Below are 14,874 nucleotides of genomic sequence, written 5' to 3' on the forward strand. Positions count from 1 at the left end.
GGTTTTCTTGCTGGGGAGCAGGCGATGCATCCGATGACACGTTTCTGGAAGGATCGCCGCGGCAATTTCGGCGTCATGACCGCCTTTCTGTTGGTTCCGCTGATTGGAACAGCCGGCATGGCGCTTGATTTCGGCTATGCGCTCACCGTCAAGCAGCAACTCGTGGGCGCAGCCGATGCGGCCGCCGTCGGCGCCATTGCCGAGAAATCAAAGGCCGTCGCCCAGGCGATGCAACTGCCGGGGGATGGGAGCGTGGCGCTCGATCCGGCCGAGGCCCGAAGCATCTTCCTCGGTCAGATGTCCGGCGAGCTTTCCTCCCTGCCGGTCAATGTCGATATCGCGGTCGCGAAGAACAACGGCATCCTGACCTCGCGCGTATCGTTCAGCGCCACTTTGCCCACCACTTTCATGACGATCCTCGGCAAGGACGACATCACTGTTTCCGGCCAGGCCACCGCGCAGTACCAGACGCCGTCATTCCTCGACTTCTACATGCTGCTCGACAACACGCCGTCCATGGGCGTCGGGGCCAACTCGAAGGCCATCGACGACATGAAATACGCAACTCGCAACGGTGATAGCAAGGGCAACAACAAAGAGTGCGCCTTTGCCTGCCATATCGTTTTCGAGGACGGAAAAGAAGATCCAAACAGCTATTACAACGTCGCCAAGCAGAACCGCATCCCCATTCGTATCGATGTCGTCGCCGAAGCAACGGAAACTTTGATGAAAACGGCAACGGATACGCAGACCGTGCCCGGCCAGTTTCGTATGGCGGCCTACACCTTCGGGGAACGGGCGCAGGACGCAAAGCTCTTCAAGGTCGCCGAACTGAACGAAAACCTCACTACGGTCGGTGAAGCTACTGAAAAGATCAAGCTGATGAGCATTCCAAAGCAGAACTACAACAGCGATCAACAAACCAGCTTTGATGACGCTCTGACGCGCATTGGGGATGAGATCCTCAGTAAACCAGCGTATGGCCTACCGGGAAACGGCACGAGTAAGGCCGACCGCCAGAAGATTGTTTTCCTGGTGGCCGACGGTGTAGGCGATAGCTACAAACCGAACGGTTGCACCAGCGAGAAAGGTCTGGTGACGAACACAGCAGGCCGTTGTATCGAGCCTATCGATACAAAATTCTGTCAGAAACTGAAGGAAAAGAACATCCGTATTGCGGTGCTCTACACCACCTATCTGCCGCTACACAGCAATGACTTTTGGAAAAGGTGGGTAGAGCCGTTCGATGACAGCATTTCTACGAAGATGAAGGAATGCGCGAGCCCCGGTTATTTCTTCGAGGTCTCGCTCGAGCAGGGCATCGCGGACGCCATGAATACCCTTTTCCACAAGATCGTCAGCGCGCCGCGCATCACAAGCTAGCCCAGCGCCGAAGCCGGGAGCGCGTCAGACGCGCTCGCCATTCTTCACCCGGTAGCTCGGATTGTACATGGTGACCAGCTCTTCCGCTGCCGTCGGATGGACGGCCATGGTGCGGTCGAAATCATCCTTGGTGACGCCGGCCTTCAGCGAAATACCGAGAAGCTGCGCCATTTCGCCGGCGTCATGGCCGAGAATGTGGGCTCCGACCACCTTACGGCTTGCCGCGTCGACGACCAGCTTCATGATCATCTTCTCGGCCCGTCCCGAAAGCGTCGCCTTCATCGGCCGGAATTCGGCGCGGTAGACCTCGATCTCCGGATAGCGCTTGGCGGCCTCCTCTTCCGACAGCCCGACCGTGCCGATCTCCGGCTGCGAGAAGACGGCGGTGGCGATCAGGTCGTGGTCGGGAGCGGTCGGATTACCCTTGTATTCGGTTTCGATGAAGCACATCGCCTCGTGGATCGCCACGGGCGTCAGCTGTACCCGGTCGGTGACATCGCCGAGCGCATAGATATGCGGCACGCTGGTGCGGGAATATCTGTCGACGACGATGGCACCACGCTCGTTCATCTCGACACCGGCGGCCTCCAGGCCCAGCCCCCTGGTATTCGGATCGCGTCCGAGCGCCAGCATGATGGTGTCGACAGCGATCGTTTCGCCGCTCATTGTCCTGGCAACAAGCCCGCCGGCCGGCGCCTTGGTGACCTCCTCGATCACATCCGTCAGCACGATGCGGATGCCCTTCTCGACCATCGCCTTGTGCAGGCCCTGGCGCATGTCGTGGTCGAAGCGCGAGAGGATCTCCTTGCCGCGATAGATCAGCGTCACGTCGACGCCGAGGCCGTGGAAGATGTTTGCGAATTCGACAGCGATGTAGCCGCCGCCGGCGATCAGGATGGAGCGCGGCAGTTCCGGCAGGTCGAAGGCTTCGTTGGATGAGATGCAGAGCTCGTGGCCGGGCAGCGCCGCATGCGGGTTGGGCGCGCCGCCGGTCGCGATGACGATCTTTTCGGCGGTCACCGTCTTGCCGGTCTTCACGAGCCGGATCGTATGCGCATCGACCAGCTCGGCGCGGGTCTCGAGGATTTCCGCGCCGTTGTTTTCAAGACCCTTCCGATAAAGGCCTTCGAGGCGGGCGATCTCCCTATCCTTGGCGGCGATCAGCTTCTTCCAGTCGAACGTGCTTGCTCCGACCTCCCAGCCGTAACCGACCGCGTCCTCGAAATGCTCGTGATATTGCGATGCATAGACGAAAAGCTTCTTCGGCACGCAGCCGCGAATGACGCAGGTGCCACCGAAACGATATTCCTCAGCGATCGCCACCCGCTTGCCAAGCGATGCCGCCACGCGCCCGGCCCTCACGCCGCCCGATCCGCCGCCAATCACGAAGAGATCATAGTCATAGGCGGTCATAATATTCTCCTTGAGAGCAGGCGGCTGGATGTGGCTCACATATAGGGATGAGAGGCCCAAAAGGAAAAGCCCGGATTGCTCCGGGCTTCCTTAAAAATCGACAGATCAACGATGCTATCAGGGCTTCGGTGCGGGCGCCGGGGCCGGAGCAGGCTTGGCAGCCGGAGCGGCGGGCTTTGCCGGAGCGGTGGCGGCCGGAGCAGCGGGCTTGGCCGCAGGCGCAGCAGCGGGCTTGGCCGGGGCCGGCGGAGTAGCAGGCTTGGCCGGTGCGGGTGCGGCAGCCTGTGCTTCAGCCGGAGCCGGATCGACGACCGGCGCCTGGATCGGGTTTGCGTCGATGATGCCGCGCAGCTTTTCTGAGCTCTGGTTGGTCAGGTCGCGGGAAATCCCGTTTGCCCAGATTTCAGCGGCCTTGGTCAATTCACGGCTGACGAGCGGCTGGTTGGTCAAGAGCTTCTTGCCGGTATCCGTGTTGAAGAAGGTGGAAATCGACTTCAGTTCATCGATGGAGAAGCTCTTGGCGTAGATCGTCGCGGCTTCCCTTTCCAGATCGGCACGGCGCGGCGCAAGCGCGATTGCCTGCTCATCGACGACGTTGGAGATCTGGCCCTGGAAGTTCGGAGAGGCCTGGATGAACTGGGCCTTCAGACGCTCTGCCAGGTTGGGCAGGATATTGTCGTAGCGATCCGTGACGTTGAGTGCTGAGATCGCGTTGCGCGCAGCGGCAAGTTGGGCTTCCGAAACTTCCTGCGCGCGAGCCGATACCGTGAAGGCGCCGGAGAAGAGGATGGCCACAGCGGCGGCACGGCCGAGAAGCGCGAATCTGATCATGAGTTGGTTGCTCCTAGTTTACTTCGCCTCAAGCGTCCGCGCTCCAGCCTTACCGGCAATGATCGCTAAGGACGCCATATGAATGAACAGCCCGTGTTCCACGACACCGGGAATGAAATTAAGCTCCGCCGACAGTGCGTCTGCATCAGGAATGCGGCCAAAAGATGCGTCGAAAATGTAGTGGCCGCCATCTGTCGTGAAGACTTCAGCCCCCGATTTGCGCAGCTTCAACTCACCGGTCAATCCTAACCGGGAAGCGGCCTTTTCGATGGCAATCTGCGTCGCCGTCTGGCCGAAGGGATTGATCTCGATCGGCAGCGGATAGGCTCCGAGCATATCGACCAGCTTGCTTTCGTCGGCAATCACGATCATGCGGGCAGACGCCGCGGCGACGATCTTCTCGCGCAACAACGCGCCGCCGCCGCCCTTGATCAGGGTCAGGTTGGCATCGACTTCGTCGGCACCGTCGACCGTCAGATCAAGCTCCGGAAGCTCGTCGAGCGATTTCAGCGGGACACCGAGCTCGACGCAGAGCCTCGCGGTACGCTCGGATGTCGGCACGCCTTCGACCTTGAAGCCGCCGTGGACCTTTTCGGCGAGTAGCCTGACGAATTCGTCCGCCGTCGAACCGGTGCCGATGCCCAGCCTCATGCCGTCCTCGACATAGGCCAGTGCCGCCTGCGCCGCCTTGACTTTCATTTCCCGGGCGTCCATCCGCCAAAAGCTCCCGCTGTTTTCGCCGACCCGCTGTGTACACGCCTCTCCCGCCAAACGAAAGTCCCCTCGCGGCGGGTTTTACGAAGCCCCGGGTTTTAGGTAGCTATGGGTTTTACGAAGGTGGGCGAATCTCGCATATTTGCATTTCACGGCAGCATTGCTTAATCCGGGGCATCTCCCGAACGACGTTCACGAGGTTCCATTGATCGCTCCACTCGTCATTTTCGACCTCGACGGCACGTTGATCGACACCGCACCGGATCTTATCGACAGCCTCAATTATACGATCGAGGACATCGGCCTCCAGCCGGTGACCTTCGAGGACCTCACCCATCTCGTCGGCCAGGGCGTACGCGTGATGATCCGCCGCGCCTTCGAACTTCGCCGGGTTCCGCTCGACGAGCCGACGGCGGCAAGGCTGTTCGACCGCTATATGGAGCACTACGAGGCGCAGATGCCGGGCAGAAGCCGCCCCTATGACGGCGTCGTCGCGTGTCTCGACCGCCTCTCGGCGGCCGGCATGCGGCTCGCGGTCTGCACCAACAAGTCCGAACGGCTCGCCTTCCCGCTTCTCGAAAAGCTCGGCCTTCTGGATCGCTTCGTCGCGATGACCTGCGGCGATACCTTCGCCGTCCGCAAGCCGGATGCCCGGCATATTTTCGGTACCATCGAACGGGCCGGCGGCGATCCCGCGACGAGTATCATGATCGGCGACAGCGTCAACGACATCCTTGCTGCACAGAATGCCGGCATTGCCTCGGTCGCCGTGACCTTCGGTTATTCCGACGTCGCGGTCGACATGCTCAACCCGGATCGGGTGATCTGCGGTTATGACGAGCTGACCTTGGAGATGGTGGAAACGCTGATTTCCGCCGACGTGAAGCGGCTGACGGCGGCCAAATAAGAAGGCGGCACGAGGCCGCCTTCTTCTGCAATCCGAAACTCGTTTCAGCCCAAAAGCTGATCTTAACTCTGGGCTGCGCGGACCTTGGTCGTCGCGGCAAAAGCCTTGGCCGTCGCATCGTCGCGGCCATAGACGTCGTCGAAATACTCGACCTTGCCGTCCTTGTTCGGCCAGGCGGTGAAGTAGGCGACGTAGACCGGGATCCTGACCGGCACCTTGGCTGCGACGTTCTGGCCGGCGGCGATCCGTCCGTTCACGTCGTCGATCGTCGTGCCGAGTACGGCGGCCGCCATCTTGCGCGGTTCCGCGAGCCGCACGCAGCCGTGGCTCAGCGCCCGCATGTCGCGCTGGAAGAAGCTCTTCGAGGGCGTGTCGTGCATGTAGATCGCGTGGCTGTTCGGGAACAGGATCTTCAGGTCGCCGAGCGCGTTGTCACCCGACGGCGGCTGGCGCACGGAGATCTTCTCGGTGGAGCCGAACCAGTTGACGCTGCTCGACGGAACCGCCCTGCCGCCGATCGAGACCTCGTATCCCAGCCGATCGAGATAGCTCGGATCCTGGCGCAGATGCGGCAGCATCTCGTTGATGATGATCGACTGCGGCACGCCCCAATAGGGATTGAACTCGACCGTTTCGATTTCGTCCTGGAAGAAATAGGTCTGGTTGGACTTGCTGCCGACCACGACGCGCATCGAAAACTGTTCGGCACCACGGTCGTGATAATAGACCATGAAGGCCGGCTGGTTGATGAAGACGTAACGCTGGCCGAGATCGTCCGGCAGCCAGCGCGCCTGTTCCATCGCGACTTCGACCTTCTCGATCTTGTCCTTCGACGTATGCCCGACCATCTTGCGCACCGTCGCATTGCCGATGACGCCGTCGGCCTTGAGGCCCACTTCCGCCTGGAAGGATTTGACGACGTCGACGAGCTCCGGCGTGTAGTCGGGGGTCTGCTGGTAGGCCGTCAGCGTCGCCGCATGCTTGGTCTTCAGCGCTTCCGAACCGGTATGCTGGATGGCGGCGATGATGTTCGCCATATCCGCGCTGCTCTTGCCCGGCTTCAGGAGAATGTCGCTCGGCAGCGAGATCTGCGGACCGTCGTTGGCGGCTGCCGCGCGCAGCGTTGCAAGCTCGGCCTTCAGCGCCTGGAATTGAGATCCCTGTGGTGCCAGGCCTTCAAGATAGGCCGCGACGTCCGTGCCGGTCTGGGCGAAAGACAGGACGAGCGAGAGCTTGACGTCCTTGCGCTTGAAGTCGTGGAAACCGGACAGCTTGTTCGGGTCGATGCGGCCGCGCATCATGTCCTGCGCGAACGTCAGCACCTTTTCCGAGAGCGCCAGCTCGAACTGCATCAGCGCGCGATCGTGGCTGTCGGCGGCGGAAACCGGCGCTGATGTCGTTGCGGAGACATTGATGGGGGTCGCAGAATCCGTCGGCGCCGCGACGCTTGCCGTGGTCAGAGCCGGGACCGGAAGGATGTAGTCAGCCGGTTCGAGACCGTATTCGCCGGCCCGCTCGAAGAGCGACAGCACGCCCCTCGCCTTCTCATTGACGTCGCCTCCGGAAACCCACAAAGGCTCCGCGGCCTTGCTGTAGAAGGCTTCGAGAGCCGTCGCGATTTCCGCCGGTGCCGAAACACGCGCCTCGGTGAGGAGGCGCGTGCCGTCGGTCGCGGAGGCTGCAGCAAAGCCGGCCGTTTTTACAGCCCGCTCGGCATCCGGCTTGTAGGTGTAATATCGAGGACCGGAGACTTTCGGCAGCGGCTCGGGATCGGCGAGGCTTCGCTCGGTCGGCATGCCGGAATTGCCGCCGACGCCCGGCAGGCCGTTATCGGCGCGTCCTGCACGTTCTGCGCCCGGACCGCCGCGCAGGAGGTCGAGAAGTGTCACGGCATGGGCGGGAACGGCCGCACCGGTAAACATCGAGATGCCGGAGACGAGCGCCAATGCGATCGAAGTTTTTTTGTGTTTGTGCTGCAATGTCGTCCCCGTCACCTGCATCCGCGTCTTGATCCGCGGGCTCGAATATGTATCACGCCATCTAACCGATCACGTGAGGGATGGAAAGAAACGCCCGAGTGACCGGCGGGTTTCGGCTCCGCCGGAAACAGCATCGGTGCGCAGCCGGAAGGTTAAGAAACTATTCGTTAAATTTTTACTGACGGCGGCCAACAAGCACCCAACCGGAGAGTGGATTTCCCTATATAATTCCGCGGTCCGTGTCATAAAAGGCACGACGAAAGCGTACTAAAAAGCCTGTTTCGGCGACTTGCGGACATCCACCAATCGTATAGTAATGCCGCCGGCCGGCCCCGACGCGGTAACGCGTTGTTGATCTTGCAAGACACCGGCAGCGACCACGAGCAAAAAGAGGCAGCGAAGATGGCATCGACCCGCACCGAAACCGATACGTTTGGCCCGATCGAAGTTGCGAGCGACCGGTATTGGGGCGCCCAGGCGCAGCGCTCGCTCGGCAACTTCAAGATCGGTTGGGAAAAGCAGCCGCTTCCCGTCGTGCGTGCGCTCGGCATCGTCAAGCAGGCCGCCGCCCGCGCCAACATGGAACTCGCCGGCCTCGACGCCGGCCTCGGTAAGGCGATCATCGACGCGGCCCAGGAAGTCATCGACGGCAAGCTCGACGACCATTTCCCGCTGGTCGTCTGGCAGACCGGCTCCGGCACCCAGTCGAACATGAACGCCAACGAGGTGATCTCCAACCGCGCGATCGAAATGCTCGGCGGCGTGATGGGCTCCAAGAAGCCCGTGCACCCGAACGACCACGTCAACATGAGCCAGTCGTCGAACGATACCTATCCGACGGCCATGCACATCGCCTGCGTCGAGATCATCGTGCGCCACCTGATCCCGTCGCTGAAGCACCTGCACGAAGCGCTGGAAGTGAAAGTCAAGGCCTTCTCCCACATCATCAAGATCGGCCGCACCCATACGCAGGACGCCACCCCGCTGACGCTCGGCCAGGAATTTTCCGGTTATGCGGCGCAGGTCGGCTCGGCGATCGCCAATATCGAACTGACGCTGCCGGCGCTTTCCAAGCTCGCCCAGGGCGGCACGGCGGTCGGTACCGGCCTCAACGCCCCGGTCGGCTTTGCCGAAAAGGTCGCCGAGGAGATCTCGAAGATCACCGGCCTGCCGTTCGTCACGGCTCCCAACAAGTTCGAAGCACTCGCCTCGCACGACTCGATGGTTTTTGCGCATGGCGCGATCAACGCCGCCGCCGCCGCTCTCTTCAAGATCGCCAACGACATCCGTTTCCTCGGCTCCGGCCCGCGTGCCGGCCTTGGCGAGCTGTCGCTGCCGGAAAACGAGCCGGGTTCGTCGATCATGCCGGGCAAGGTCAACCCGACCCAGTCGGAAGCGCTCACCCAGGTCTGCGCCCACATCTTCGGCAACCATGCGGCGCTCACCTTCGCCGGCAGCCAGGGCCATTTCGAACTCAACGTCTACAATCCGATGATGGCCTATAATTTCCTGCAGTCGGTGCAGCTGCTCGGCGACGCTGCTGTCTCCTTCACCGACAATTGCGTGGTCGGCATCGAGGCCCGGGAAGACAATATCAGACGCGGCGTCGAAAACTCCCTGATGCTCGTCACCGCCCTTAACACGAGGCTCGGCTACGACATCTGCGCCAAGATCGCCAAGACCGCGCACAAGAACGGCACGACGCTGCGCGAAGAAGCGGTGGGCGGCGGATACCTGACGAACGAGGAGTTCGACCAGTATGTCCGCCCCGAAAACATGATCGGCCCTAAATAAGCCGATCCGCCTGACAATATAACGAGCAAGCCCGCCTTCCGAAAGGCGGGCTTTCTCTTTCGGTTAGCCCAGACGGGTTAATTCCGACAATATATCAACATTCTGCCGGTGAATAACTTTTCGGGATCGAAGTCTGTAAACCCAGTAATTTTGAGGGAAAAACGGGTATTTCAGAAATGCGAAATAAATTTAAGAACAAGCTCTTCATCTCGTACCCCTTAATTCTTTTCGAACATTTTTCACATACTACTTCATTTCATAGCATACAGGTGGGACCTAGTGGGGATCGTCGATGACGACGGCAGCGGCGCCGAGAGCGCAATCTAGCGATCTGATCGGCCAGATCATCTATGCGGTGCGATCGATGGGGGTCGCGCCGATCCCTCGCAATTATCAGCTTTTTTACGAGGCCTATATCGGTTCCAATCCCGACCTGACCCGCGATCTGGCGGCGCTCGGAAGCCGTGCCACACAGGAGGAGCTGGACGCACTTTCGCATCGCTATCTTGGAACCGGACAGGTGGCGGTCATCGAAGACGCCCATACCAGGCTTCTTGGCGAACTCGACGCGCTCCTGAAACTGTTGCGTCAGGAACAGAGCTCGCTCGAAAGCTATGGCAAACTGCTTGGCGAAACCGCTCAGCGGATCAACTCCAAGAGTAATTTTTCGAACGACCTGCTGACCAGCGCGCTGGCGCTCCTGAGCGAGGCGACGGGCAGCACCATGGCGCATGGCGAAACGACCGTGGGCGGCGTCGTCCAGCGCAGCCAGGAAATGGACCAGGTTCGCCGGGAACTCGATGAATACAAGCGTATCGCCAACACTGACTCGCTGACCCGGATCGCCAACCGCCGCGCCTTCGACGAGCGCCTTGCGGTGACTTACGACAATACGGCCCTCCTGCCGGTCACCGCGCTGGTGCTGGCCGATATCGACAACTTCAAGAAGATCAACGACAGCTACGGCCATCCGGTCGGCGACAAGATCCTCGCAACGGTTGCTTCCGTGATCCGCTCGAACGTCCGCAAGGATGTCTTCGTCGCCCGCTCCGGGGGCGAGGAATTCGCGATCATCGTCGAAGGCAATACGCCGGAAGAGGTGATGATCATTTGCGAGCGGATTCGCCGGGCGCTCGAAACCCGCATCTTCCGCAATTCGCGCTCCGGCATCGACTACGGCCCGGTCACCATCTCTCTCGGTTTTGCGATGGGCTCGCAGGCGAGCGATCCCGGCGAACTCTACGCCAATGCCGATACGGCCCTCTACAATGCCAAGAATTCCGGCAGGAACCGCTCGGTCTTCTTTGATGACGGCATGAAGAAGGATTATGTCGGCAAGAGCTGGCTGATCTACAGGAAGTAGATCTTCCCTGGGCCGCAGGTCGAGACGCCTGCGTCCTTCATGATCAGCCTGCGGTCGCGGCTCGCGTCGATCATCTCGGGATAGGCTTCGCGAGGGCCGCGATCTTCTCCCCCAGGAGCAATTCGCGCGGTGTCACCCGGGCTGCAGAAAACCCGGGCTGCAGAAGAGGACCGGCGGCACCACGGATGCCGCCTGAAGGACGAAACCCGCTAGCGGACCAGGACATTGACGTAGTCGCCACGGGGACCACGGAAAATCTGCACGTTGATCATGACATTTCCGCGAAGAATGGCGCTGCGGGCGCCGCGATCGATGGTGCCGCGGCTGATCATGCGCTCCACCAGTTCGCGATTGCCTGCATCGTCGAAGAAGCTGTCGCTCTGGTCGCCGCGCTGCGAGACGCCGAAGCGGTGAAAATTGGCGCGGTCCTGGCGGATGATCTGCCAGGGCTCCTGCAGGCGCACATTATTGGAATTGTAGAGGTCGTCCTCGCCGATGAAGGCGTTGTATTCCTCGATCAACTGGTCGGCCCGCACCGCATGGGCGCCGAACATCGTCGCGGCCACGATCACCGCCGCAAGGCCGGTTCCAAACTTCATCAAATCCCCCGTGCCCGTCCCCATCGGCGGGCCATTTCGATTGTCGCCCCGGCTGCCGGAAATGTCCATCCGGACACCTGGCAACCCTTTTCCACTTTTCGCCGAACAGCCGACCGAATGTCGTACCAAACTACCACATGGTCCTGGCGGCGCGCTCCGGCCATTCGCGGTCGTAAGTTTCCTTGTCGAAATCGGCCTTGGCGGCCTTCAGAAGCGTGCCGGGCGTCGGCAGGCTCTTGGGATCGACGAAATGTTCCGGGTTCCAGAGCTCTGCCCGCATCAGTGCGCGGGCGCATTGGAAATAGACCTCGTTGATGGCGATGACCGTGACGCTGCGCGGATGCCGGCCATCCATCTCGAAGCTGCCGAGCAGCGCAGGGTCCACGGAGACGACAGCGCGACCGTTGATGCGCATCGTCGTCGTCGAGCCGGGGACCAGAAACATCAGCGCCACGCGCGGGTCGCGGACGATATTGATCAGCGAATCGATGCGGTTGTTGCCGCGCCAGTCGGGCAGAAGCAACGTCGCTTCGTCCTGGATACGCACCGCGCCGCCAAGATCGCCGCGCGGCGAGCAGTCCAGCCCTTCCGGCCCGACGGTCGCGAATGCGACGAAAGGCGAGGCTTCGATCATCTGCCGGTATTCCGGGGTCAGCGTCTTCGTTACCTTGGCGAGCGAAGCTTCCGAGACACCGTCATAGATCGCCTTCAGTTCCTCGACGGATGTGATGATGGTCATGGCTCGCCCTTTCGATATCGGCGGGCCTTAGCCCGCGCGGGCGACACTATGATGACGTCCCCTGTGGATCAAGCAGCCGCGTCGTCGCCGGGATTTCCGACGGCGGAGGTCCCGCGCATCGGACGGCCATCATCCGCCAGGAAGCCGGCAATCGTCCTGATCACGCCGCGATCACTGACGATGCGGCGATGCCCGAGGCCATTTGCCCATTCGAGCCTTGCCGTGGCGAGCCCCTCGAAGCGCCGGGCGTGGTCGGCAGCAACCTCCTTGTCCTCCTCGGCATGCACGACCAGCAGGGGCGTTCCGAGCCGCGCGGCGCTCGCAACCGTATCGAAGTCGTCGAGCGAGGCGCCGGCTACCTTCTCCGCCCGCCGGATCAGCTGCACCTTGACGCGCGGCGGCAGGCCGACCATCCGCGAAAAATCATCGAACAGCCAATGGATATGGCTCGGTGCGCCGATCACCACCAGCTTCGAGGGGGAGATCGCGCCGGCCTCCTGCATCACCCCGCCGGCGGCGAGCATCATGCTCGCCCCGCCGAACGAATGGCCCACGGCCGCATCGAAATGGCCGAACCGCTTCTCCGCCGCAACGATCGCCTCGACGGCCTGGCGCATGTTGAGGCTGCGGCCGCTGGAAAGCCCGTGGCCTGGAAAATCGAGCACCACGACCTCGGCTCCGGTTTCGGCAAGACCCGCCGGCAGGGCAGCGATATAAGCGGCACTGGAGCCCCAGCCGTGCACGACCAGGTAACGCGGCCGGCCGGGCTTGCCGTCGCCGTTGAAGCGATAGGCCATCACGGTCGATCTTCCGACGGCAAGCGGGATCTTCTGGGCGGCCGAGAGCCGGGCCCTTCCCTCGTTCTCCATCGCCCTCGCCTTTTCGCCCTTGGCACGGCGCGAGGGCGTCAGGCAGAAGAGCCTAAAGGCGAGCCTGGCAGCGGTTCGGGGCAAAGGCCGCCCCACAACAGCAAATCCGAAACGGGTGACCTTGAGTGCAAAGGATGGCATAGTGTGAAAATCCGAAAATGTTCAATGCTGAACAATAAAGTACAACGATGAACAAAAATCAATCCCTCCCCTGGGATCATCCGCGTTTTCGCAGTTGGATTGCCGTCGCGCGCGCCTGCCAGTTGATGCAAACCGTGCTGACCCGCGAGCTCACCGAACTCGACATCAAGCCGCCGCATCTCGATATCCTGATCAATCTCTACCGGTTCGAGGGGATCTCGCAGCAGGAGCTTGCCCGCAAGCTGCTGGTGGGGCGCTCCAACATGAGCATGGCGCTGCCGCTGATGGAAAAGCGCGGGCTGATCGAACGGCGCGGCGACAAGCAGGACAAGCGCGTGCTGCGCCTCTACCTGACCGCAGAAGGCCGCTCTGTAACGGAAGCGGCGATGGGCATCCAGACGGCGCTGATCGAGCGGACGCTCTCCTCCGAGCCGCTGGATCAATGCATGGCAATGGCGGAGTCCATGGAACGACTGATCGTCACCCTGCAATCGGAAATCCGCGAGGACAGCCGCGAACCGGCCTGATCAACGCTTACCGCGTTCTCTGCGGCGGATCGCGGGAGAGGCCCTTTTCGGCGAGATCTCGCTCATAGTCGGCAAACAGTTCGGCTCCGCGCTCGCCGAGTTCGCGCAGGTATGGCCAGGTGAAGATGCCGCTGTCATGGCCATCGTCGAAGCGGATTCGCACCGCGTAATTGCCGGCCGGCGTGATCGCCGCGATGCCGACATTGCGCTTGCCGGGCACAGTGACCTTCTGGCCGGGACCATGGCCCTGCACTTCCGCCGAAGGCGAGAGCACGCGCATCGTTTCGGCCGGCAATGGAAAAGCCGCGCCGTCGCTGAAGGTAACATTCAGCGTGTGGCGGTCCTTGGAAACCCGCAGTTCCGTCGGCCAGATGTCGCTCATGCTTTTCAGGCTCCCGATTGTCATATGCCTGGCGGAGGATTATGAGCTACGACGTTTCGCCGCAAGCAGTTTTATGGCCGGCCTGTTCATCCAGACCAACTGTCGTATACTTGACGCCAAGGCTCGAAGCCCCCACTTTCGGGGTAAGGGAGATTATCACGTGAACAGTTTTGCAGGACCGGTCGCAGGTGCAGCGCCCATTATCGCCGACAAGGCGCCGATGATCGATCCGTTCGGCCGCGCGGTCACCTATCTGCGCGTCTCGGTCACCGACCGCTGCGATTTCCGCTGCACCTATTGCATGGCGGAAAACATGACTTTTCTGCCGAAAAGGGACCTGCTGACGCTGGAAGAGCTCAACCGGCTCTGTTCCGCCTTCATTTCCAAGGGTGTCCGCAAGATCCGCCTTACCGGCGGCGAGCCGCTGGTGCGCAAGAACATCATGTTCCTGGTGCGCGAGCTCGGCCAGCACGTGAAGGCTGGCGCTCTCGACGAACTGACGCTGACCACCAACGGCTCCCAGCTCGCGAAATACGCCGACGAGCTTTATGACAGCGGCGTGCGCCGGATCAACGTCTCGCTCGACACGCTGAACCCGGAAAAGTTCAAGGCGATCACCCGCTGGGGCGACTTTCACAAGGTCATGGAAGGCATCGATGCCGCCCAGAAGGCCGGGCTGAAGATCAAGCTGAATGCCGTGGCGCTGAAGGATTTCAACGAATTCGAGATCGCCGACATGCTGCGTTTCGCGCATGGCCGCGGCATGGATATGACGGTGATCGAGACCATGCCGATGGGCGAGATCGACGAGGACCGTACCGACCAGTATCTGCCGCTCTCCAAGCTGCGCGCCGATCTCGAAGAACAGTTCACCCTGACCGAGATCCCCTACAAGACCGGCGGCCCTGCCCGCTATGTCGAGGTGAAGGAAACCGGCGGCCGCTTGGGCTTCATCACGCCGATGACCCATAATTTCTGCGAGAGCTGCAACCGTGTGCGCCTCACCTGCACCGGCACGCTCTACATGTGCCTCGGCCAGAACGACGCGGCGGACCTGCGCACGGCACTGCGCGCCTCGGAGAACGACGACTATCTCTCGGCCGCGATCGACGAGGCGATCACCCGCAAGCCCAAGGGCCACGACTTCATCATCGACCGTACCCACAAACGCCCCGCCGTCGCTCGCCACATGAGCGTCACCGGCGGGTGATATCCGCGCCGACGTCAGGATCG

At 61.6% G+C, this 14,874-nt stretch carries 13 protein-coding genes and 1 pseudogene; 6 read left to right on the plus strand and 8 right to left on the minus strand.

Annotated elements, in window-relative coordinates; translation table 11 throughout:
- The first annotated feature begins 24 nt into the window (after positions 1-24).
- Complete coding sequence (locus ABCW43_RS01510; protein ID WP_345921813.1) at positions 25-1,383, plus strand: pilus assembly protein TadG-related protein; 1,359 nt, start codon at positions 25-27, stop codon at positions 1,381-1,383.
- Between the two features lie 24 nt (positions 1,384-1,407).
- Here the strand turns inward: ABCW43_RS01510 and gor are convergent, their stop codons facing one another.
- The 3 genes and pseudogenes from gor to rpiA form a co-directional block, all read right to left on the minus strand.
- On the minus strand, positions 1,408-2,796 hold the full coding sequence (gene gor / locus ABCW43_RS01515) for a glutathione-disulfide reductase (protein WP_345921814.1): 1,389 nt from the start codon (positions 2,794-2,796) through the stop codon (positions 1,408-1,410).
- Between the two features lie 252 nt (positions 2,797-3,048).
- Positions 3,049-3,627: pseudogene (locus ABCW43_RS01520) on the minus strand (DUF2059 domain-containing protein); the annotation flags it as partial.
- Positions 3,628-3,645: 18 nt separating this feature from the next.
- Positions 3,646-4,341 (minus strand): ribose-5-phosphate isomerase RpiA, encoded by a 696-nt coding sequence (rpiA, locus tag ABCW43_RS01525; protein ID WP_345921816.1) that lies wholly within the window; start codon positions 4,339-4,341, stop codon positions 3,646-3,648.
- A 205-nt stretch (positions 4,342-4,546) separates the two neighbouring features.
- Here rpiA and ABCW43_RS01530 point away from each other — a divergent pair, with 205 nt between their 5' ends.
- Positions 4,547-5,248, plus strand: a complete 702-nt coding sequence (locus tag ABCW43_RS01530) for an HAD family hydrolase (protein ID WP_445738883.1) — start codon at positions 4,547-4,549, stop codon at positions 5,246-5,248.
- Positions 5,249-5,310: 62 nt separating this feature from the next.
- Here the strand turns inward: ABCW43_RS01530 and ABCW43_RS01535 are convergent, their stop codons facing one another.
- The gene (locus ABCW43_RS01535; RefSeq protein WP_445738884.1) at positions 5,311-7,248 is read right to left on the minus strand and encodes a L,D-transpeptidase family protein; all 1,938 of its coding nucleotides are present in this window, start codon (positions 7,246-7,248) and stop codon (positions 5,311-5,313) included.
- A gap of 381 nt (positions 7,249-7,629) precedes the next feature.
- Here ABCW43_RS01535 and fumC point away from each other — a divergent pair, with 381 nt between their 5' ends.
- On the plus strand, positions 7,630-9,021 hold the full coding sequence (gene fumC, locus ABCW43_RS01540) for a class II fumarate hydratase (RefSeq protein WP_345921817.1): 1,392 nt from the start codon (positions 7,630-7,632) through the stop codon (positions 9,019-9,021).
- 292 nt (positions 9,022-9,313) lie between these two features.
- Positions 9,314-10,384, plus strand: a complete 1,071-nt coding sequence (locus ABCW43_RS01545) for a GGDEF domain-containing protein (RefSeq protein WP_345921818.1) — start codon at positions 9,314-9,316, stop codon at positions 10,382-10,384.
- Between the two features lie 209 nt (positions 10,385-10,593).
- Here ABCW43_RS01545 and ABCW43_RS01550 read toward each other — a convergent pair whose 3' ends face one another.
- From ABCW43_RS01550 to ABCW43_RS01560, 3 genes are all read right to left on the minus strand, one after another.
- Positions 10,594-10,983: a hypothetical protein gene (locus tag ABCW43_RS01550; RefSeq protein ID WP_345921819.1), complete on the minus strand. Its 390-nt coding sequence runs from the start codon at positions 10,981-10,983 to the stop codon at positions 10,594-10,596.
- Between the two features lie 130 nt (positions 10,984-11,113).
- Complete coding sequence (locus tag ABCW43_RS01555; protein WP_345921820.1) at positions 11,114-11,722, minus strand: pyridoxamine 5'-phosphate oxidase family protein; 609 nt, start codon at positions 11,720-11,722, stop codon at positions 11,114-11,116.
- A 68-nt stretch (positions 11,723-11,790) separates the two neighbouring features.
- On the minus strand, positions 11,791-12,732 hold the full coding sequence (locus ABCW43_RS01560) for an alpha/beta fold hydrolase (RefSeq protein ID WP_345921821.1): 942 nt from the start codon (positions 12,730-12,732) through the stop codon (positions 11,791-11,793).
- A 47-nt stretch (positions 12,733-12,779) separates the two neighbouring features.
- Here ABCW43_RS01560 and ABCW43_RS01565 point away from each other — a divergent pair, with 47 nt between their 5' ends.
- Positions 12,780-13,259 (plus strand): MarR family winged helix-turn-helix transcriptional regulator, encoded by a 480-nt coding sequence (locus ABCW43_RS01565; protein ID WP_345921822.1) that lies wholly within the window; start codon positions 12,780-12,782, stop codon positions 13,257-13,259.
- Positions 13,260-13,266: 7 nt separating this feature from the next.
- Here ABCW43_RS01565 and ABCW43_RS01570 read toward each other — a convergent pair whose 3' ends face one another.
- Positions 13,267-13,641 (minus strand): gamma-butyrobetaine hydroxylase family protein, encoded by a 375-nt coding sequence (locus ABCW43_RS01570; protein ID WP_046636147.1) that lies wholly within the window; start codon positions 13,639-13,641, stop codon positions 13,267-13,269.
- Between the two features lie 220 nt (positions 13,642-13,861).
- Here ABCW43_RS01570 and moaA point away from each other — a divergent pair, with 220 nt between their 5' ends.
- Complete coding sequence (moaA, locus tag ABCW43_RS01575) at positions 13,862-14,851, plus strand: GTP 3',8-cyclase MoaA (RefSeq protein WP_345923300.1); 990 nt, start codon at positions 13,862-13,864, stop codon at positions 14,849-14,851.
- Positions 14,852-14,874: the final 23 nt, after the last annotated feature.

It is taken from the genome of Neorhizobium tunisiense, assembly GCF_039631515.1.
GTDB lineage: Bacteria > Pseudomonadota > Alphaproteobacteria > Rhizobiales > Rhizobiaceae > Neorhizobium.

Excerpts from the sequence above, each read along its gene's own strand:
- ABCW43_RS01510 (WP_345921813.1), top strand. The coding sequence starts at position 25 with ATGCATCCGATGACACGTTTCTGGAAGGATCGCCGCGGCAATTTCGGC.
- moaA (WP_345923300.1), top strand. The coding sequence starts at position 13,862 with ATGATCGATCCGTTCGGCCGCGCGGTCACCTATCTGCGCGTCTCGGTC.
- fumC (WP_345921817.1), top strand. The coding sequence starts at position 7,630 with ATGGCATCGACCCGCACCGAAACCGATACGTTTGGCCCGATCGAAGTT.
- ABCW43_RS01550 (WP_345921819.1), bottom strand. The coding sequence starts at position 10,983 with ATGAAGTTTGGAACCGGCCTTGCGGCGGTGATCGTGGCCGCGACGATG.
- rpiA (WP_345921816.1), bottom strand. The coding sequence starts at position 4,341 with ATGGACGCCCGGGAAATGAAAGTCAAGGCGGCGCAGGCGGCACTGGCC.
- ABCW43_RS01560 (WP_345921821.1), bottom strand. The coding sequence starts at position 12,732 with ATGCCATCCTTTGCACTCAAGGTCACCCGTTTCGGATTTGCTGTTGTG.
- ABCW43_RS01555 (WP_345921820.1), bottom strand. The coding sequence starts at position 11,722 with ATGACCATCATCACATCCGTCGAGGAACTGAAGGCGATCTATGACGGT.
- ABCW43_RS01570 (WP_046636147.1), bottom strand. The coding sequence starts at position 13,641 with ATGAGCGACATCTGGCCGACGGAACTGCGGGTTTCCAAGGACCGCCAC.
- ABCW43_RS01545 (WP_345921818.1), top strand. The coding sequence starts at position 9,314 with ATGACGACGGCAGCGGCGCCGAGAGCGCAATCTAGCGATCTGATCGGC.
- gor (WP_345921814.1), bottom strand. The coding sequence starts at position 2,796 with ATGACCGCCTATGACTATGATCTCTTCGTGATTGGCGGCGGATCGGGC.
- ABCW43_RS01535 (WP_445738884.1), bottom strand. The coding sequence starts at position 7,248 with ATGCAGGTGACGGGGACGACATTGCAGCACAAACACAAAAAAACTTCG.
- ABCW43_RS01565 (WP_345921822.1), top strand. The coding sequence starts at position 12,780 with ATGAACAAAAATCAATCCCTCCCCTGGGATCATCCGCGTTTTCGCAGT.